This window comes from Mesorhizobium sp. M2E.F.Ca.ET.219.01.1.1 (genome assembly GCF_004016445.2).
Classification (GTDB): Bacteria; Pseudomonadota; Alphaproteobacteria; order Rhizobiales; family Rhizobiaceae; genus Mesorhizobium.
The window spans coordinates 306,906-325,642 of the sequence record NZ_SADT02000001.1; the positions used below are offsets into that span (position 1 = coordinate 306,906).

An 18,737-nucleotide genomic window follows, 5' to 3' on the forward strand; every position below is an offset into this window, starting at 1 on the left:
CGCAGAATGTTCCGGCGTCAGACGCCGAACGGATAAGTTTCCGGCATGCCTTCAGCGGCGTGTTCTGGTCCGAGCGGCGTGACCGCGCTGGTCTCATCGAACCAGACAAAGGCATCGAACTGACGCGCCAGCGAAGCGTCGGCATAGTGGCTGTGCAGTTCGGTTTCCGGCCGGTAGATCACGCCGATGAACCGCTCCAGGCGGCGCTCGGTCAGCCGGTCGCGCAGCTTCGGATCGCGTGCGAGATCAAGCAGGAACCGCTCGATGCCGGCTTCGTGGCAGAGCCGCTCGTAGCTGTCCTCGCGCGATGGCCGCACCGGCTTAACTTCCATCTCGCCGTCCCAGTCGGTCGCCGCGGCGACCGTGCCGGTGTGCGTGCCGAAACCGATGAGCGCCGCGGCATCGCCAAAGCGCTGCCGGCAGAGCTGGCCGATATTCACTTCCTCGCGCGAGATTCCCATTTCGGTGTAACGCGCATCGCCGATGTGGGAGTTGTGCGCCCACACGATGGCTTTCGCACTCGGGCCGCGTGCACCCAGAATATGTTCGAGCGTCTCGAACATATGCGTGTCGCGCAGATTCCAGGATTGCGGTCCGCCATAATACATGACGCGGTAATACCGCTCCGCCGAAGCGATGAGCCGGGCATTCTGCGCGGCGTCGAACAGTTCCTCGCCGTCCCGGCCGGCATGATCGAGTTGCCTCGCCAGCATGTCGCGGCACTGCTCGAGGACCGCTTTCTCGCATTCGCGGTAGCCCTTGGTCAGCGCGGCACGACCGTAGGTCGACGGTTCGGTCTGCCATGGCGTCAGGCAGCCATAGCGCTCCCGCGCAACCCTTGCCGCTTCCGGGTCGACGCGGTCGAGATACTCCAGGACGGCGGCGATCGAACCGCGCATGTTGTAGATGTCGAGGCCATAAAAGCCTGCCTCAGGCTGCAGCGCCTTGACCTTGTCATTGTGCTCGCGCAGCCATTCCACGAATGCTGCGACATCGGTGTTGCGCCACATCCAGGTTGGAAAGCGCCGGAACGGCTGGTCGGCGCCAGGCGAGGCGCCTCGGCCGCGGACATAGCGGTCGATGGCCGCTGCATCGGGCCAGTCGGCCTCGACCGCGACGATGGTGAAGCCGTGCCTCTCGATCAGCCTTTTGGTGATTGCAGCGCGCGCCCGGTAGAATTCGGAGGTGCCGTGGCTGGATTCGCCGAGCAGGACGATCCGCCGGTCCGCGAAACGGTCGAACGGTTCGGCAAACGCAGGGTCGTCGAAGTCGGAAAGCGGCTCGGCGGCCGCCGCGATCATCTCCGGCAGGCTGCGCGTGCGCGCCAGTGGAACCGCGCGGATAGTCGTCGGACGGCTTTCCTCTCGCCAGCCCTGTTCGCCGATGAGCGGGACGAAGCGCACCCCGCCGAAATCCTCCTCGCTGTAAGTCGATGCGCCCGTGCGGGTCACCTTGAGCAGGCGCTGCTCGTCAGGATCGTCGCCCACCGGAATGACCAGCCTGCCGCCGACGTCGAGCTGCTGCTGCAAGGCCAGCGGCGCGCCCGGTCCGCTCGCGGCCACCACGATGGCGTCGAAGGGTGCGGCTTCGGGCCAGCCTCTGGTGCCGTCGCCGATCCGAACTTCGATGTTGCCGTAGCCTAGTTTTTGGAAGCGCCGCCGTGCGGTCTCGGCAAGCGGCGCATGGCGTTCGATCGTGTAGACATGGTCGACGATGCGGCTCATCACGGCGGCCGCATAGCCCGATCCTGTGCCGACCTCGAGCACATGATCGCCTGGGCCGATCTCCGCCATCTCCAGCATGAAGGCAACGATGTAAGGCTGCGATATCGTCTGTCCTTCCGCGATCGGCAGCGGTCCGTCCTCATAGGCGAATTCCTCGTAGCCTGGGTCCACGAAGACTTCCCGCGGAACCTCTCGCATCGCTGCCAGGATTTCCCGATCATGGATGCCGCGCCGGCTGAGATGCACATCGACCATCCGACGACGCTCGCGGGAAAGATCAAGCATCGGAATCCCCTCTATTCGCCTGCGTCCATCATCGCCTTGGTCGGCTGGCGGGAGACGTTTTCCTCAATAAGGTCGCGGCCCGGAGTCTGCGGCAGCGCCTTGCGGAAGTTCTTGGCGTAATCGGACGGCATTTTCGGCGGCATCATCGGCTCATAGGCGTCGACGAGCGCCTCGATGATCACCGGCCCACTGGTGGCGAAAGCCTGGTCGAGCACGCGCTCGACCTCCTCCGCCCGCTCGATGCTGAAACCTTTTCCGCCCATCGCCTCGGCGGCCTTGGCGAAATCGATCGGCTGCAATTCGCAGCCGAACTGGGGATTGCCGAGGAACATCATCTGCTCCCAGGCGATCTGGTTCAGCATGTTGTTCTTGATGACCAGGACTTTCAGCGGGATCCCGTAACGCACCGCCGTGGAAAACTCGCCGAGCTGCATGGCAAGCCCGCCATCGCCGACGATCGCCGCGACCGGACGACCGGGAAAGGCAATGCCGGCCGCGATCGCATAGCTCAAACCGCAGGACATGGAGGCGAGCGCGCCGGAAACGCCGAAGGCCTGTCCCGCGCGGAGATCGACATGGCGCGCGGCAAGTTCCGTGTTCTGGCCGGAATCGGTCGCCAGCACCGTATTCTCGGCAAGGCGCTCGCCGAAGGCGCGCGCGACGCGTTGCGGCTTGAGCGGATGGGCCAAGCCATCTTCGGACTGGCGCATCATCTCGCGCCATTTCTGCATCGAACTCTGTGCAGTTGCCAGGAAAGCACCGTCGCCCTTCTGCTGCAGCCGTTGGTTCAGGGCGCGCAAGGTCTCGGCCGCGTCGCCAACCAGACCGGCCTCGACGGGGAAGCGCAGGCCGATGCGCTGCGCGTCACAATCGATCTGCACGCCACGCGCTTTGCCCGGCTGCGGATAATACTCGATGTAAGGGAAGGTCGAGCCGACGATGAGGACGGCGTCGCACGTCTCCATCGCCTCTTGCGAAGGCAAGGTGCCCAGAATGCCGATGCCGCCCGTAGTGTAGGGATGATCGTCCGGCAGCACGGCTTTGCCAAGCAGCGCCTTGGCGATCGGCGCATGCAACAGCCGCGCAGTTTCCTCGAGTTCAGCCGCCGCCCCGATCGCTCCGCGTCCCGCAAGGATCGCCACGCGCCCGGCGTCGTTGAGGATGGCCGCGGCCTTGTCCAACTCCGCATCCTGCGCGACGCAGTGGGGGGCGAACATGTCCTGCGGCGTGTGCGCCGGGCGGTTGCGCTTGGATCGCTTGGCCGCGTCGGCGGGCTGTTCCTGGATATCGCTGGCGATCGAAAGATGCGCGACGCCCTTGCGGGCGAGCGCCGTGCGGCAGGCGAGGCTCGCCACGTTCTCCATATGCGCCGCGTCCGAGACCTGGGCGTTGTAGACGCTGACGTCGTTGAAGACGCGGGTGAGATCGACATCCTGCTGGGTGAAAGTCTCGATCAGGTCATGGAACTGCATGCCGGTGATCGCCAGCACCGGCGCTTGGTCGAGCCTTGCGTCGTAGAGACCGGTGAGAAGGTGAGTACCGCCGGGCCCGGACGTCGCGAGGCATACGCCGAGCCTGCCTGTCCATTTCGCGTAGGCGCAAGCCATGAACGCGGCCGACTCCTCGTGCCGCACTTGAACGAAAGAAATTTTGTCCTGGTTCTTGCGCAGCGCCTCCATGACGCCGTTGATGCCGTCGCCGGGCAATCCGAACACGACTTCGACGTTCCAGGCAATCAGGGTCTCGACGAGGATTTCGGCTGCATTAGGCATGGCGAGGCTCCGCTGTTGGGTCCCGAACCAGCGAGGCTGCGGTTGGTTCCCTCGCCGGATCGAAGCGGGCTCTCATGGCGAAACGGAACAAACCCGATTGCGCCGGGTTGGGCGGCCACTGCAATGTGGTGCCCGTGAGGAGGCGTCCATGGAAGAACCTGTCTTCTGCGATACTTCGCTTTTGCGCGTCGCCTATCGGAGCGGTGGATCCGAGGACGGCCCGCCTGTGCTGCTCCTCCATGGCTGGCCGGATGACCCGACGACGTTTGCGGATGTGGCGCCATCGCTTCAGGCTGCGGGCTTCCGAACCTTCGCGCCATGGCTACGCGGATTTGGGAAGACCTCGTTCCACTCCGATGAAACGATGCGCTCAGGCGAGATCGCCGCCATGGCGCAGGACGCGCTCGACTTTGCCGACGCCATCGGCCTCGAACGGTTCGCGGTTGTCGGCCATGACTGGGGCGCGCGTATCGCCTAACTGCTCGCCTCCGTCTTTCCACAGCGCATAACATGCTGCGCGGCGCTTTCGCTGGGGTGGCAGCCCGGCCCGCCTCCGACGCCGCCCTTGGAGCAGACGAAAGCTTTCTGGTATCAGTGGTTCATGGCGACCGGGCGCGGCGAGGAGTTCGTGCGACAGCACGGTCGCTCCTTCGCGCGGTTCCAGTGGGACAGCTGGAGCCCGCCAGGCTGGTTCGACGACGATCTGTTTGAGCGTGTGGCCAAGTCTTTCGCAAATCCGGACTGGCCGGATGTGACGCTGCATTCCTATCGCGTGCGCTGGGGGGAGGCGGATCCCGACCCGCGCTATGCTGAACTCGCGCGCAAACAAATTGAGGCGGAGATCATCTCGGTGCCGGCATTGGTCCTTCATGGCGATGACGATCGCGTCGTTCTGCCGGATTCGTCCAAAGGCAAGGAGCCGTATTTTACCGGCGGTTATGAGCGCGTGCTGCTGCCGGGTGTCGGTCATTTCCCAACTCGCGAAGCGCCCGCACAGGTTCGGGAGGGATTGGAGAGATTTCTGCTCGAGTTCGGCAGGCAATAAGCGAAAGCAGCGTTGAAGGAAGTTCGCCGTTCCAGCGGACGGGCGCAGCAGGAACTTTTTCTCCATCAGTGGGTTAGTGGGGAGGCATTAACCCATGTTAGGGTCCGGCCGTGGCACGGAAGCTTCGTGAAGCACTGACATCGGAACAGGAATTCTCCGAGGCGACAACGCCGGAACGCGAGACGACCGTGGCGTTGGAGGCGCTGACAGTCGAGGACGCGCCTTCCCGAATGCTCGAACTGGCGCGAAAGCTCGACGCCGCCATCGCGTTGCGAGCGCGCAAGTCCCGTCCGAATTGATTTTCACCGACGACATCGCGCCGACCCGGAACAATTGGGGCTGGCATCTGTTCGCCTGTGAAACCTTCCATGGGCAATCGGATGAAGAGCCTTATTCAAAGCCTGATGGCTGAGTTCCTGCCGCGCTGGTGGCGCCGAAAATCTCGCATCCCGGCACCGAGAGACATGCTCGCTCGTGCATCCTCGCGAGTAACGCCGGACCGTTCCGAGTCAAGCGGAGCAGAGGAAGGATCGGACGCCGTTCCAAGATAGCTCAAGCCGGGACATGCCCCGCTGTACCGGCTGGAACATTCGCCCCGATTGCTCGTTCGGCAACATCATTTCAGCGAGCACAAGGGACAACGACAATGCCGAAGAAAGCTTCCCCGGCCGACGCTACAGCCGTGGCTGAGATTCATGACCAGGAACTTGTCCGCGGCAGTGGCGGCGAGCTGCATCAGGTGGCCGAAGGCGAGGTCGAGGTGCAGACGACGGCGCTTGGCGCGCCGATCGCTGATGACCACAACACGTTGAAGATCGGCGAGCGTGGTCCCACGCTGATCGAGGATTTTCATTTCCGCGAAAAGATCTTCCATTTCGATCATGAGCGCATCCCCGAGCGCGTGGTCCACGCGCGCGGCTACGGAGTCCATGGCTTCTTCGAGACCTACGAGTCACTCGCCAAGTACACCAAAGCCGATATCTTCCAGCGGCCCGGCGAAAAGACACCCGCGTTCGTTCGTTTCTCGACCGTCGCCGGCAGCAAAGGGTCTTTCGACCTGGCGCGGGATGTGCGGGGTTTCGCCGTGAAGCTCTACACCAAGGAGGGCAATTGGGACCTCGTCGGCAACAACATTCCGGTCTTCTTCATCCAGGATGCGATCAGGTTTCCGGATATGGTCCATGCCGTGAAGGAGGAACCGGACAGGGCGTTCCCGCAGGCCCAATCCGCGCATGACAATTTCTGGGATTTTATCTCGCTCACGCCGGAATCGATGCACATGATCATGTGGATCATGTCCGACCGCGCTATTCCCCGGTCGTTCCGGTTCATGCAGGGCTTCGGCGTGCACACGTTCCGTCTCGTCAACGCCAAGGATGAATCGACCTTCGTCAAATTCATCTGGAAGCCGAAGCTGGGCATGCAGTCGGTGGTCTGGAACGAGGCCGTGAAGATCAACGGCGCCGATCCCGATTTCCACCGCCGCGACCTCTGGAACGCCGTCCAGTCCGGCGATTTTCCGGAGTGGGAGCTGTGCGTGCAGCTCTTCGACCAGGATTTCGCCGACAGTTTCGACTTCGACATCCTCGATCCGACCAAGATCATTCCCGAGGAGATCATCGAGCCGATCCCGGTCGGGCGGCTTGTCCTCGATCGCATGCCTGAGAACTTTTTCGCCGAGACCGAGCAGGTTGCCTTCATGACGCAGAACGTGCCGCCAGGCATCGACTTTTCCAACGATCCCCTGCTGCAGGGACGCAACTTCTCCTATCTCGACACGCAGCTCAAACGCCTCGGCAGCCCCAACTTCACCCACCTTCCCATCAACGCGCCGAAATGCCCGTTCCATCATTTCCAGCAGGACGGCCACATGGCGATGCGCAATCCGGCCGGCCGCGCCAACTATCAGCCGAACTCCTGGGGCGAGGGGCCGCGTGAGTCGCCTAGCCAAGGCTTCCGCTCCTTTGCCGATGCGGAGGAGGGGCAGAAGGTCCGGCTAAGGGCGGAGAGCTTCGCCGATCACTACAGCCAGGCCCGCCAATTCTTCATCAGCCAGACCGAGCCCGAGCAGCGTCACATCGCAATGGCTTTGACGTTCGAACTGAGCAAGGTCGAGACGCCGGTCATCCGCGAGCGGATGATCTCCCATCTGCTCAACATCGACGAGACGCTGGCGACCACGGTTGCCGACAAGCTCGGCATCAAGACCATGCCGGCGCCTGCCGACGCGGCCGTGCCGACGCGCGATGACCTCGACCCGTCGCCCGCGCTCAGCATCGTCAACAACGGGCCGGACAGCTTCAAGGGCCGCAAGATCGGCGTGCTCGTCAGCGACGGCATCGATTCCGGCCTTCTGCAAGCGATACGGGATGCGGCGCAAGCGGAAGGCGCCAAGGTGGAAATCGTGGCGCGCCGGGTGGGCGGTGTCGAAGCCGGCGATGGCAGCTGGATCGGAGCCAACCACATGATCGACGGCGGACCGTCGGTTCTTTTCGATGCGGTGGTGCTGCTCGTTTCCCAGGAAGGCGCCGAGATGCTGTCCCGGGATGCTGCGGCAAAGGACTTCGTGTCCGACGCCTTTGCGCACCTGAAGTTCATTGGCTTCGTCGCGGACGCCGGACCTCTGCTGTCAAGCGCCGGGGTAGCGGCCGATGCGGACGAGGGGCTCATCGAGCTCACAGGCGGCAGTTCCGCGCGTCCGTTCGTCGAGGCTTGCCGCAAGCTGCGGCTTTGGGCGAGGGAAGGCGCCGTCAAACTCTGAGGTGTTCATCCGACCAGCTAGAAACAAAGGACTTTTGACGGAACATTTTGAACGCCTGCCTGTTCGAGAGAAGATCGCCCTCCCTCCAGCGATCCGGGGTCCCATCAAGACCCATCAAGGCCCGTTGCCACATGCAGGCAGCGGGCCTTTCTTCGTCTGGGGATATTCCGCGCGCTGGAACCCCCCGGGAACAAGCGGGATATCTTCGGGGTTCCTTTCGAGAGAGGGGAACCGTCAAACAGGAGGCCGCAATGAGCGAGGCTATGACGACCTCAAATCACGAAGTGATCCGAGCGTGGATCGAGGCGCGCCATGGCAGGCCTGCCGTCGTCGCGGCGCCGGGCAAGGCCGCGACGCTGCGGGTCGATTTCGGCGAGGGCGATGAGGATCTTAGGCCGATCGAATGGGAAGATTTCTTCAAAGTCCTGGACGACAACAACCTGGCGTTCGTCCACCAGGACATGACCGCGGAGGGCAGCCCCAGCCGCTTCAACGAATTCGTCCCGCGTAGTGATCCGGGAACTGAGGACATCGCCGGTTACTGAACGCGCGGCATCTTGCTGGCATCCTGAGGGTTCTTCGTGATGCCGGCTGCTGGCGAGGTATCCTGCGGCGCATTCCCGCCCTGGTTTTGTTCGGATGTGCGTTTCCATGGCGCCGAAGATGAGCCGCTGCCGACTTCAACGAAGGCCCAGTAGCAAAGCGCCATGACCACCAGCAACAGTAGCAGCGGCAAAAGCACCCGTTTCATGCCGAACTCCTGACGGGCTTTGCCGTTGCGCCGCAGGCGCTGACGACGCTCATGCTTGCCGCCGTCGCGCGGCCTCGCGCTCGACCTCGTCGGCCGAATAGTCCCCGGCAGCCGGATCGAATTCTGCCCACCCGTCCGCTTGGTATTCGCTGCGGCGGTCGGCGATGTTGACCGACGCGGAGCTGCGGAGAACTTCATCGGCTTCAGCGGCGAGGTCGTCCTCGACACGCGCCGTCACCAGCGTGCCGCCACGGCGGACGCCTTCGGCATAGACATGCGCGTCTTGCTCCGGCACGCCGGCGTCGGTCAGGCTGCCGACGATGCCGCCGGCGGCGCCGCCCACGATCGCTCCGGCGACGGCGCCCGCGGCTGTCGCCGCCAGCCAGCCGGCCGCGACCACCGGCCCCACGCCCGGTATCGCCATGGCGCCCAGGCCCGTCGCCAGGCCGCCGGCGCCGCCCACGACCGCGCCGATTCCGGCGCCGCTGGCGGCATCCTCGGCTGCGGGCGATTGCGTGTTCCGGTACCAGCCGCGGGCATTGTTGGCCATGATGCTGATGTCCGACGTCGGAACGCCGATGGACTCCAGCGCGCCCACGGCGTCAGCGGCTTCGTCATAGTCGTCGAACAGCGCGGTGATCGTTTGCATGTCGGTTCTCCTGTCTATTGTTGGCCGGCAAAGACGTTGCCCTGGTAGTCGAGGGCAACCGAGGTGCCCTTGCCGTCCTTCGTCGCCTGGCCGCGCCAGATGCCCTGCTCGTCCTTGGCGAGGGCGGAGACGTCCGCATAGCCGGCATCCTGGATGCGCGTCTTCGCCTGCGCTTCCGTGAAGCTGTTCGCGCCGGGGACCGGAGCAGGTGGCTTGGGCGTCGATGCCGATTTGACCGCCGGCATGCTCGCGCTGGCGGCGGCGATCTTCTCGATCATGTCCTGATGCATCTTCAGTGTCGGCAACGTCTCCGCCGCGAAGGATTTGAGAGCGGGATTATCTCCCTCCTTGGCGTAAGCCTCGAACAGGCCGACCGCATCCGCATGCGCCTTGCGCTGCATCTCGACATAAGGCTGGTCCAGCGAGGCTGTCGTGCTCTGCAGCCGTTCCAGATCGCTCTTATGCTCGGCATCGGATTGCGTGGGCACCTTCAGCTTCTGCTCGCCGGCGATCTTCTGCAATTTGGCGTTCGCCGCGCCGTGATCGGCAATCATGCGCTTGGCGAAATCCTTGATCTGCTGATCCTTCGCATTGTCCTGCGCGATCTTGCTCGAATCCACTTCGAACATCCCGCCGATTGCAGCCTTGTTGACGAAGGTCTGGGCGTCATCGGCCGCGAGGGCCGGAAGGGCGAGCATCAATAAGGCAGTCGCCGATGGGATAAGGGATATCCGCATGCTCATGGGGCAAGGCTCCTTTGTCTTGGTGGCACCGAACCACCATTCCGGCCCTTTGTTCCCCAAGGACCTCGTTTCCTTGGCCCGATAGAAATCGCCCGGCCGGCCAGGCGGATTTGGATTGAATCCGCTCGGCGGGAAGTTGCCTGGACGGCAAATCAGCCAGCGTCGGCCGCCACGTGGCTCTGGCTCCGGCGAGCTTGGAGAGGGGGGCGTCGTCTTATCCTTGTCCACGATCTCCCCCTTCTTGATGATGCCGGTAATGGCAACAAACCTTGTAGCGGGCGAAACGTTCAAAGAATTTTGCCGCGGAGCGGCCAAAAAACATCATTTGTTATTGTGTCTTGTCAAATCGAGGCCGGCCAGCGCGAGCGCTTTTCGAAAAGCACGGCAAGCGCTTACCTTGATGGAACGGAGGACTTTAATCGGAGTTTAGCGGCAGACAATGCGATGGAGAAATCCAACATGGAATACACTGCCGAAAATCTTTGTCCTGAAATCGCCGAACGCGAACGATGCGCGGCGCTCGCCGAGGCGGAAGCGAGGGAGTTCGAACGCATCAAGATGTATCCCGTCGCACGCGCAATGCGTGCCCTGGCATGTCGCATCAAAGAGTCCAGCCTGACGCAGGAATTCGACACGCGAACTGCATCTGGCAATATCGAATGCGCCGCGGTGTGATGGCCTTGACCGCACTCTCACCGATCTCGGCGAAAGCCGTCCACATTTGCGTGGACATGCAGCAGATGTTCATGCCGCCCATGCCTTGGGCTGTCGAATGGCTGCCCGTGATCCTGCCACAAGTTCAGAGGCTGGTCCGCAAGCGACCCGAAGCCACGATCTTCACCAGGTTCATCCCCGCGCGGAATCCCGGCGAGGGTCATGGCCGATGGAGACAATACTATGAGCACTGGGCGGACATGACGATTGCAAGGGCGGGCAAGGAGATGGTCGAACTTCTGCCCGAGCTTGCCGTCCATGTTCCGCCGGCGCGCGTGTTCGACAAGCCGATCTATTCGCCGTGGCTGAGCGGCGAACTGGCTGGCGTGCTTCAGTCCGAAGGCGTCGAGGAGGTCATCGTCAGCGGCGGTGAGGCCGATATGTGCGTTTTGGCGACCCTGCTTGGCTCCATCGATCTGGGCTATCGAACGATCCTCGCGGAGGACGCCATCTGCAGCGCATCCGATGAGGCCTACGAAAACATCCTGAAGCTCTTCACCAAGCGGTACTCCCACCATGTCGAGGTCGCGCCGGTTGATGCCATCCTCGAGTGCTGGCGATAGCGGAGAGGCGGCGCCCCCGACCAGCGCACTGCTTTCGTTCGGAACATCTCGCTATTTTCTTAGTTCGGTCGGCGCCGGTGCGTTCCTCGTCCCGAATGCGCCGCCTTGGGCGTCAGGCGTCCTATCGAAAGGCTCGCCCGTTCACCCCCTTTTGCGGGCGAGCCTTCCGTCGGTCCAAGATTTGCGAGCCGTGATGGCGTTCGCGTCAGGCCCTGAGTTTAACAGCTGATTGAAAGACGTAGTTCAGGCGGAACGAAAGCGAGATCCGGGAATTAGGTACAAGCATTCGAACATTACTTGCAGGAGGACGAAATGGGACGAGGTATTCTGCTCTGGCTGCTTGGCGTTCCAATTCCGATCATCATCCTTTTGATGCTTTTCGCACGTTAGGAGCCGACGATGACCGACGCCTATTCGACAATGGACGAACCCGCAACGATTGAGACATCATCCTCCGCCGTCAATTGGGGACCAATCGTGGCCGGCGCTTTTGCGGCGGCCACTTTGACCGTCATCCTCATGCTTGTCGGTTCCGGACTCGGTTTGGCGATGATGTCGCCATGGGGTAGCCCTACCCTGACGACATTTGCGGTGTCGACCGCGGTCTGGCTGGTCGTCGTGCAATGGCTGTCATCTGCGTTGGGCGGCTACGTCGCCGGGCGGCTTCGCACGAAGTGGGTCAACGTGCACACCGACGAGGTGTATTTCCGCGACACCGCGCATGGATTCCTGGCCTGGGCCCTGGCTACGCTGCTCGTGGCCACGGTCCTCGGCTCGGCGGTCTCCGGAATCGCGGGGACGGGCGTCCAGGCGACGACTGGTTTGCTGAGCGGCGCGGCCGCCGGTGCGGCTTCGCAGGCTTCTTCGGCGCAAACTCCGTCCGCTAACGATCTCGCCGGCTATTTCGTGGACGCACTCTTCCGGCCGGCCGGCAACACGGCCGCGCCTACAGCGGCGGCAACGCCCCAGAACAACGCGGACCCCGCAGCGCAGGCAGCACGCATACTGACAATCAGCGCTGCGAACGGCGAAATGAGCCCGGAAGACAAGGCGTATCTAGCCCAACTCGTCGCATCCCGCACTGGCCTCCCTCAGGCTGAGGCGCAGAAGCGGGTCGACCAGGTTCTGGCGCAGGTCGAGGATGCCAAGAACAAAGCCAAGGCCGCCGCCGACAAAGCTCGCAAGGCGAGCGCTACCGCTGCACTGGTTGGCGCGCTGTCGCTGGTGATCGGTGCGTTCATTGCTGCAGTCGCCGGAGTGCTTGGGGGCCGCCAAAGAGACGAGGACGAGGCGGGCTATTTGCGGAGCAACTCCCGGCCGGTTACGACCGCCGTCGGCTAAAGCATGTCTCCCGAAAGAGAGAACCGGTTTCGGGATAAAGACATGCGTAAATCAAAAAACCTAAGCGCATGGGGCGAATCTGACAGGTTGCGACCCGCTTTAGAGTGGTCCGCCGCTTCACGGAACCGGCGAACCCACTCTATCTCTGTCTTTTGACGCAATTTCCAGCGGAAGCCGCTCACACTTTTCCTGAAATTGCTCTAAGGGCCCGAAGCGGGACGGCAGCCTTGAAATTGAGACCGCTCGGAGCGAACCGCAAGTCCACCGTCGCTCCGAGCTCGTAAGGTAAGGTCCGCTCAAGCACCTCGAATCCGAAGCCGCGCCGTTCGGTCTGTCTTAGATCGTCAACACCGCTCTCAGCCCACACGAAGCGGAGCAGGTCTTCCTCCAAACGCCATTCGATGTCGATGCGGCCAGTCCGGCTCGAGCTTGCAAGCGCTCCGTATTTCAATGCGTTCGTTGCCAATTCGTGGATGGCTAGGCCCATCGTCTCGGCGGCCCTGGGGGCGAGCGTCAGCGGCGGGCCCTCGATCGTCAGGTTGTCGCCCTCGCGGCCCCCGGCGGCGCGCAATTCGTCGGCGACTATCGATGCAAGGTTGATCTCGATCGACGGATGGCGTGTGATCGCCGCCTGCACGCGGGCGAAAGCGTTGATGCGACCTTCCAGGTGAGCCGCGGCTTCGTCAAGGGATTCGCTTTTCTCCATCGTACGCCGCACGATCGAGCGGATCACGGCCAGCGTGTTGCGCATATGATGCTGCAATCCGGCGAAGCGAGCCTGCTGCTGTTCCTCGGCTTGCTTGTGGTGCGTGATGTCCTGGCCGACGCCACCGATATGAGCGAGCTTTCCCGCCTCATCGCAGATCGGAAAGCCGGAATCGCGCAGCCAGCGTATCTCGTTGTCGGCCGGCCGGCATATTCGGTATTCGAAGGTTGCGCGTTCGCCGTCGCGTATGCACTCGATCTGGCTGAGCACATGCTCGCGATCCTCGGGCACGATAAGGTCGATCCAGGTGGCGAAGTTGTCGCCGGCCAAGGCCTTTTGGCGGCTCATCCCGTAGATGGCGTCGAAGGCGGGCGCCAGGTATTCCCACTGCAGCGTGTCTGCATTGCGGACCCAGAGCACGTCGGAAGTGGCATCCGCGAAACCGCGCAGGATCTCTCCGCTTTCGCTCCGGCGGTCCTCGGCACGCGGATGCCCGCGCAGTGCTGCTTTGACATCTGCCGGACCGGGTTCAAGCGGCTTGTTGGGCGGGCCCTTGGACATCACTCCTCGTTGGCATCGAGATGCCTGCCTTCGCGATCGAGATGCAGATAGTTGGGATTGAACAGCGCGACATCCTGCAGGGCCTGAAGATTTGGAATGGTCAGCGTCCTGTCCTTCAGCACGATCAGGTTCGAGGCACGCAATTCCTGCAGCGTGCGATTGACGTGAACCGTCGACATGCCCAGCGTCTCGCCCAGTTCCGTCTGCGTCAACGGGAATTCGCAACTGCTGTCGCTTGTGCAGCCGGCGGCGTCCAGCCGGATGAACAGTTCGCACAGCAGATGCGCCATCCGCTCAAGCGCATCGCGCTGGCCGAGATTGACCGTCCATTCGCGCTGGATCGCCGCCGCGACCAGCGATTCCCACCACAGCGCCTGAGTGATGCGCGGATGTCCGATCATCATCTCGTCGAAGGCAGCGCGCGAAATCTCCGAGACCGAGACCGGCGTGATCGCACCGATCGAATGATCCATTTCCTTGAGGATGAAGACGTTGAGATCGCACAGATCGCCGGGGAGGAAGAAAGCAATGATCTGCCGCCGCCCGTCTTCGAGGGTCTTGTAGCGGCAGGCCCAGCCCTCGTTGATCAGATTGATGAATTCAGGCTTTTCGCCTTCGTGGATGATGTCTTCTCGCGCGGCGAAGCGTCGGACACGTTGCGCCGCAATTCTGACCAGCATCTCCTTGTCGGCCCGCGAAAGCCGCGTGAATTTCTCAAGCTTGCGGATCAGAGGTCGCCTCATCCCAGTCCTCTTGACCCCGTGATACACACAATGATGCGGAAGCGACCTTACCTATGTTAATGTCGGACTGCGTAAGACGTATCAAATGGCTGCCTTCGGGAGGCTTGCCATGGATGAGAAAGTCGCCGGCGCTCGTGTTCTGATCATGGAAGACGAGTATTTTCTGGCTGAGGATATCACAAAAGCCGTCTCGGGGCTTGGTCTGACGGTCATCGGTCCCTTCGCGACCAGCGATCAGGCCTTGCATTCCCTAGACCTGGATCACGTCGACGCCGCCATACTTGATCTTGATCTGGCTGGCGCCATCGACTTTGCCGTGGCCGACGCGCTATTGGCCAGGCGGCTTCCATTTGTGTTCGCCACCGGCTACGACGCCGCCGCCATTCCGCCACGCTTTGCCGAGATCCGCAGTTTCGAAAAACCTTGCGACGCAACGGAACTGGCGCGCCACCTTCTGGAGTTGACGCGCAAGTCACTGCCGATCCTTGGCGGTCGATGATGGGTTTGGTACCGGACTAAGCCATCAAATCGAAGCTTACGGCGTGGCCATGCCTGACGGCCGATCGCGCGATCATGTTGCTCAACTGCGGCCTCTCGACTAAGCAGTCCGGCATCACTGTCAGGATTGCTCTGGTCGCCGCGGCCACAGACACCGGCGATCGGTGAGGGGAACGCGTTTCCATATAATGGTCGATGAGTTCGTTGAGCCGCACAGGATGATATTTGATCACGCCGCAACCTCCCTTAGCCGCGCTTTTGTTGGCTTCGCAGCCGACAATTGCGCCCCGCCTCGCGGCCACGCATTAACCCATGAAAACAGGTGGAAATTTTTTTGAGCTTCGGAGCGGTCAGGACCCGATCGCAAGAAAGGGCCCGCCTCGCCTGGGGGTAGAGTTAGGCGGGCCCTCCGGCTCTCTTTGGTTGCTACCACCTTGTAAGCCAGGGCCGAAATTTATCCGAGCCTGGAAAGAGTCGCTTTAACCTGCGTTATTGTCGGGGACCTGCGCCGGGCGCAGATATCTTGAGCGTCGCCCGGCGGACCCGCTTGAATGGCGCCTGGGTCGCCCGCGAGGCGCTCAGCCAAGCGATAAGAAGAGCCGAAATGGTAACCGCTCCCAATGGCTATGACTTTTCCGACATCAAGGCTGTTGCGCGCGAGCTCTTGCAGTCCGATCCGTCCGTGCCGATAGAGGACATAGTCCGGTCGCTTTACGAAGATCTGTACGAAGGCGAACCCTGCCCACCGGCGTTGATTGAAGCCGTCAAGCAAGCGTTGCAGCACCCGGCCAGCGGGCAAACAGAAAACCATTAGCCGTGATAGCTGTCTTGCTGCGTTCTGAGCACACGATCGCTCCGCTGACCATTTCGCCCAAAACAGGAGCGCGCAATTGCCGCTGCCATCAGCAACCCATGTTAAGGTAGCGGCGCCATCCTTGTGCAACATAGGTTGGCCTTTGTCCCCTCACTTAGGCTAGGCCCGGCCTGCACTCCTGTGTCTCGGACGAAATCGCAGGCCGGGCTTTGCTATGCGGCCGGCAGGATCCTACAGAGTGAAACGCCGATCCTCATAGCGATCGAGCAATCCGGAGTGGATCGGATCAGCAAGGCTGCGAGATTTCATGTAGGCAAATGCCAGCGTGCCTGGCCCGCCCGCGAGAGGTTCGACCTCGACCAGAATGCGAAAGTTCCCCGGCTTGCCAACGGACTCAATGCTATCGAGCTTCGCCAGAGCGCGTTCATCCAGGGCATAAAGCTCGCCGCTGACATGAAGGCCGCTTCCGGGCTCATTGAACATCATTGGAGCGAAGCGCGGCCCTGCAATCAGCATCGGATATCGCTGTTTGGTCCGGCGCGGGCCGATGAATTGCGCGCTCGATAAGCCTTCATCGTGGAGCGGAAAGCCTCTTTTCAAAGTGCCGAACACGAACACGTTCTCAGCCAATGATCGACTCGACGTTCTCAACGGACGGGTTTTGACGGTGGACTCGGCCTTGATCTTGCTTTGATCTCCAACCCTTGCGCCACCACTATGTTCCAGCGCCGCAGAACATGGCGTCAGGGTTCCGAGCTTGGTCGATATGGCCTGCCGATCCGGCCCTAGCCGCCGACACCCCCCGAGGTAACGCCGTTCCGACAGCGGAACATTTGACCCTTTCACCGGTTAGAGCACCACCGGCGACACTGCTTGCGGAAGCACAGCCTTCGATCCGGGAAGGAAGATCAATGTCAGGCACCGTCTTGTGGTTCATCGTCGTCGCGGGCGGTCCGCTCATTCTCTTGCTCGTGATTGTCTACGTTCTTCTCACCCGCCGTCGCCGCGGACCGGCGGAACGGCGCGAGAGCGACCGGGCGGTCGAACGCCTGTACCGGGAGGAAGGCGACTAGCGCCTCTGTCCTGGCGAAGCTCGTCACAAAAAGCGTGACGTAGAGCGCGGAACAACGCCGGATTACCGCTGTTTATCGAAACATGTGAATGAGGATCAAAAGCCGGAGCAAACGGTTGATGGCCAACGACGAGTTGCCGGGAGTGCTGGCGACGCTGCCGGTGATCGATGCAAAGGCGGAGCCGACGCTGAAGAGTGCGGAGGCGGAGGCATTCTACACGCATGCGATCCGCGAGCTCGCCGCCACCGACATTCCTTTTCTGGTTGCCGGCACCTATGCGGTAAGTGCCTATACGGGCGTCGTGCGCCAGACCAAGGACCTCGACATCTTCTGCAAGCCCGGCGATTGCCCACGCATCCTCGCCCATTTCAAGGATATCGGCTACGCCGTCGAGATCGAGGACGACCGCTGGCTGGGCAAGGTCTTCGAGGGCCCGCATTTCTTCGACGTGATCTTTGCTTCCGCCAATGGGACCATGCAGGTCGACGACCGATGGCTGGAGCATGCCCGCCAGATCGAGCTGCTGGGCAGCCGGGTCAGGATCATCGGTCCGACCGAGCTTATCTGGTCGAAATGCTTCATCCAGGACAGGGGCCGGCATGACGGCGCCGACATCGCCCATACCATCCTCAAGGCGCATGAGCAGATCGACTGGCAAAGATTGCTGTCCTATCTCGACACCCACTGGGAGGTGCTCTTGATGCAGTTGCTGAATTTCAGATGGATCTATCCCAGCGAACGCGACCACATCCCCGACTGGTTGCTTGACGATCTGCTCGACCGCCTCGCCAGGCAGCGGCGATTGCCTTCGCCGCGGATGAAGATCTGCCGCGGCCGGCTTTTGTCGCAGGTCGACTACGAGATCGACGTCAAGGAATGGGGCTTCGCCGGCGTCGGCGGCGTTGGAGAATTCCGCGATGGCTGAACAAAGCAGAACAGGCCGCGCGAGCGGCAACGGCAAGGTCAAGATCGCCGCGATGGGCGATCTGCATGTTCAGGAAGATGCGCAGACGTCCTACCGTGACCTGTTCGGCGAGGTTTCCCGAGAAGCAGACGTCCTGGTGCTCACCGGCGATCTCACCAATCTCGGCAGGCCGAAGGAGGCCGAACTCCTCGCGGAGGATTTGCGCGCCTGCTCCATTCCCGTGGTAGCGGTGCTCGGCAATCACGATTACGAATCCGGGTGCGTCGACCAGGTCGCGGCGACGCTCCGTCAGGCAGGCGTCTATCTCCTCGATGGGCAAGCGACGGAGCTGATGGAAGTCGGCTTTGTCGGCGTCAAGGGTTTTGTCGGCGGCTTCGGCTCGAGGATGCTTGGCTCTTTCGGCGAGCCGGCGATCAAGGCCATGGTGGCCGAGAGCGTCAACGAGGCGATGCGGCTCGAGAATGCCATGCGGCAGGTCCGCGCCAAGCGCACGCTGGTGGTGCTTCACTATGCGCCGATCGCGGAGACGGTCGCCGGCGAGCCGCCGGAAATCTTTCCGTTCCTCGGATCGTCGCGGCTTGCCGAAACGATCGACCGGTTCAAGGTGAGCGCGGTCGTGCACGGCCATGCCCATCGCGGCACTTTCGAAGGCCTGACCCCCGGCGGCGCCAAAGTCTACAACGTCGCCATGCACATCACGAAGCCGACGGGCCGGCCCTACGCGCTGCTCGAAATCTGAACGTTAGACCTCGTCGAACCGGCTGCCTTCCTTGGAAGGGTCCTTCGACAGGACGCGTTCTTCTTCGTCATCGGGCAAGGCTTCATCGCTGTCCTGGAAGGGGTTGTCGTCATCCTCTTCCGGAAGGTCGCCTTCCGCTTCGGCATCGTCCTGCGGATCACCGTTCACCGCGACGCTGTCAGGCAGGATTCTGCCTCCCTCCAGAGCGTCCCAGTCCTGCTGCTCGATGGTCGGCGCTTCGGTTTCGTCGGTCTTTGCAGGCCGCTGTTTGTCGCGCGGGTCCATGACGTTCTCCATTTCTGAGCTTCAAGTGAAGAACCTCTCGCCGAA

The 18,737-nt window shown here is 62.3% G+C and carries 20 protein-coding genes and 1 pseudogene; 12 read left to right on the forward strand and 9 right to left on the reverse strand.

All coding sequences use genetic code 11. The features are described from left to right. Positions 1 to 17: 17 nt before the first annotated feature. On the reverse strand, positions 18 to 2,009 hold the full coding sequence (locus EN862_RS01410; RefSeq protein WP_127864117.1) for a protein-L-isoaspartate(D-aspartate) O-methyltransferase: 1,992 nt from the start codon (positions 2,007 to 2,009) through the stop codon (positions 18 to 20). Positions 2,010 to 2,020: 11 nt separating this feature from the next. Next, on the reverse strand, positions 2,021 to 3,781 hold the full coding sequence (locus EN862_RS01415; RefSeq protein WP_127864118.1) for a thiamine pyrophosphate-dependent enzyme: 1,761 nt from the start codon (positions 3,779 to 3,781) through the stop codon (positions 2,021 to 2,023). A 148-nt stretch (positions 3,782 to 3,929) separates the two neighbouring features. Between EN862_RS01415 and EN862_RS37495 the strand changes: the two are divergent. The 4 genes and pseudogenes from EN862_RS37495 to EN862_RS01435 all read left to right on the forward strand — a co-directional run bounded on the left by EN862_RS37495 (position 3,930) and on the right by EN862_RS01435 (position 8,132). Further along, positions 3,930 to 4,826 (forward strand): annotated as a pseudogene (locus EN862_RS37495) (alpha/beta hydrolase). 110 nt (positions 4,827 to 4,936) lie between these two features. Then, the gene (locus EN862_RS01425; protein ID WP_127864119.1) at positions 4,937 to 5,125 is read left to right on the forward strand and encodes a hypothetical protein; all 189 of its coding nucleotides are present in this window, start codon (positions 4,937 to 4,939) and stop codon (positions 5,123 to 5,125) included. A 347-nt stretch (positions 5,126 to 5,472) separates the two neighbouring features. After that, entirely contained in the window at positions 5,473 to 7,587 is a 2,115-nt protein-coding gene (locus EN862_RS01430; RefSeq protein WP_127864120.1) for a catalase, read from the forward strand. Positions 7,588 to 7,838: 251 nt separating this feature from the next. Continuing rightward, complete coding sequence (locus tag EN862_RS01435) at positions 7,839 to 8,132, forward strand: hypothetical protein (RefSeq protein WP_127864121.1); 294 nt, start codon at positions 7,839 to 7,841, stop codon at positions 8,130 to 8,132. Here EN862_RS01435 and EN862_RS01440 read toward each other — a convergent pair. The 3 genes from EN862_RS01440 to EN862_RS01450 are packed head-to-tail and all read right to left on the reverse strand — an operon-like array spanning position 8,126 to position 9,685. Further along, positions 8,126 to 8,338, reverse strand: coding sequence for a hypothetical protein (locus EN862_RS01440; protein WP_127864122.1), 213 nt, complete (start codon positions 8,336 to 8,338; stop codon positions 8,126 to 8,128). The two genes, EN862_RS01435 and EN862_RS01440, sit on opposite strands and share 7 nt — an antisense overlap. Before the next feature lie 49 nt (positions 8,339 to 8,387). After that, complete coding sequence (locus EN862_RS01445; RefSeq protein ID WP_127864123.1) at positions 8,388 to 8,987, reverse strand: hypothetical protein; 600 nt, start codon at positions 8,985 to 8,987, stop codon at positions 8,388 to 8,390. Between the two features lie 14 nt (positions 8,988 to 9,001). Then, the gene (locus tag EN862_RS01450) at positions 9,002 to 9,685 is read right to left on the reverse strand and encodes a DUF4142 domain-containing protein (protein WP_245519466.1); all 684 of its coding nucleotides are present in this window, start codon (positions 9,683 to 9,685) and stop codon (positions 9,002 to 9,004) included. A gap of 504 nt (positions 9,686 to 10,189) precedes the next feature. On the opposite strand from EN862_RS01450, the gene EN862_RS01455 reads away from it, so the two are divergent. The 3 genes from EN862_RS01455 to EN862_RS01465 all read left to right on the forward strand — a co-directional run bounded on the left by EN862_RS01455 (position 10,190) and on the right by EN862_RS01465 (position 12,348). Next, positions 10,190 to 10,405: a hypothetical protein gene (locus tag EN862_RS01455; protein WP_127864125.1), complete on the forward strand. Its 216-nt coding sequence runs from the start codon at positions 10,190 to 10,192 to the stop codon at positions 10,403 to 10,405. A gap of 5 nt (positions 10,406 to 10,410) precedes the next feature. Beyond that, on the forward strand, positions 10,411 to 11,007 hold the full coding sequence (locus EN862_RS01460) for an isochorismatase family cysteine hydrolase (RefSeq protein WP_245519467.1): 597 nt from the start codon (positions 10,411 to 10,413) through the stop codon (positions 11,005 to 11,007). 399 nt (positions 11,008 to 11,406) lie between these two features. Beyond that, a complete protein-coding gene (locus EN862_RS01465) occupies positions 11,407 to 12,348 on the forward strand; it encodes a hypothetical protein (protein ID WP_127864126.1) in 942 nt (313 codons plus the stop codon). Positions 12,349 to 12,526: 178 nt separating this feature from the next. On the opposite strand, the gene EN862_RS01470 is transcribed toward EN862_RS01465, so the two are convergent. Then, positions 12,527 to 13,615: an HWE histidine kinase domain-containing protein gene (locus EN862_RS01470; RefSeq protein ID WP_127864127.1), complete on the reverse strand. Its 1,089-nt coding sequence runs from the start codon at positions 13,613 to 13,615 to the stop codon at positions 12,527 to 12,529. After that, the gene (locus EN862_RS01475) at positions 13,615 to 14,358 is read right to left on the reverse strand and encodes a Crp/Fnr family transcriptional regulator (RefSeq protein WP_127864128.1); all 744 of its coding nucleotides are present in this window, start codon (positions 14,356 to 14,358) and stop codon (positions 13,615 to 13,617) included. The genes EN862_RS01470 and EN862_RS01475 overlap by 1 nt, the downstream gene beginning before the upstream one ends. A 109-nt stretch (positions 14,359 to 14,467) precedes the next feature. Between EN862_RS01475 and EN862_RS01480 the strand changes: the two genes are divergently transcribed. Together EN862_RS01480 and EN862_RS01485 are read left to right on the forward strand one after the other, a co-directional pair. Continuing rightward, the gene (locus EN862_RS01480; RefSeq protein WP_189400999.1) at positions 14,468 to 14,857 is read left to right on the forward strand and encodes a response regulator; all 390 of its coding nucleotides are present in this window, start codon (positions 14,468 to 14,470) and stop codon (positions 14,855 to 14,857) included. A 546-nt stretch (positions 14,858 to 15,403) separates the two neighbouring features. Then, entirely contained in the window at positions 15,404 to 15,670 is a 267-nt protein-coding gene (locus EN862_RS01485) for a hypothetical protein (protein ID WP_127877176.1), read from the forward strand. 231 nt (positions 15,671 to 15,901) lie between these two features. On the opposite strand, the gene EN862_RS01490 is transcribed toward EN862_RS01485, so the two are convergent. Next, positions 15,902 to 16,300, reverse strand: a complete 399-nt coding sequence (locus tag EN862_RS01490; protein WP_245519468.1) for a gamma-glutamylcyclotransferase family protein — start codon at positions 16,298 to 16,300, stop codon at positions 15,902 to 15,904. Positions 16,301 to 16,581: 281 nt separating this feature from the next. On the opposite strand from EN862_RS01490, the gene EN862_RS36015 reads away from it, so the two are divergent. The 3 genes from EN862_RS36015 to EN862_RS01500 all read left to right on the forward strand — a co-directional run bounded on the left by EN862_RS36015 (position 16,582) and on the right by EN862_RS01500 (position 18,407). Further along, positions 16,582 to 16,743, forward strand: coding sequence for a hypothetical protein (locus EN862_RS36015; protein WP_189400996.1), 162 nt, complete (start codon positions 16,582 to 16,584; stop codon positions 16,741 to 16,743). 118 nt (positions 16,744 to 16,861) lie between these two features. Beyond that, positions 16,862 to 17,668, forward strand: a complete 807-nt coding sequence (locus EN862_RS01495; RefSeq protein WP_127864131.1) for a nucleotidyltransferase — start codon at positions 16,862 to 16,864, stop codon at positions 17,666 to 17,668. Further along, entirely contained in the window at positions 17,661 to 18,407 is a 747-nt protein-coding gene (locus EN862_RS01500) for a metallophosphoesterase (protein ID WP_127864132.1), read from the forward strand. The genes EN862_RS01495 and EN862_RS01500 overlap by 8 nt, the downstream gene beginning before the upstream one ends. A gap of 3 nt (positions 18,408 to 18,410) precedes the next feature. Here EN862_RS01500 and EN862_RS01505 read toward each other — a convergent pair whose 3' ends face one another. Further along, positions 18,411 to 18,692, reverse strand: a complete 282-nt coding sequence (locus EN862_RS01505; protein ID WP_127864133.1) for a hypothetical protein — start codon at positions 18,690 to 18,692, stop codon at positions 18,411 to 18,413. Between the last annotated feature and the right edge of the window lie 45 nt (positions 18,693 to 18,737).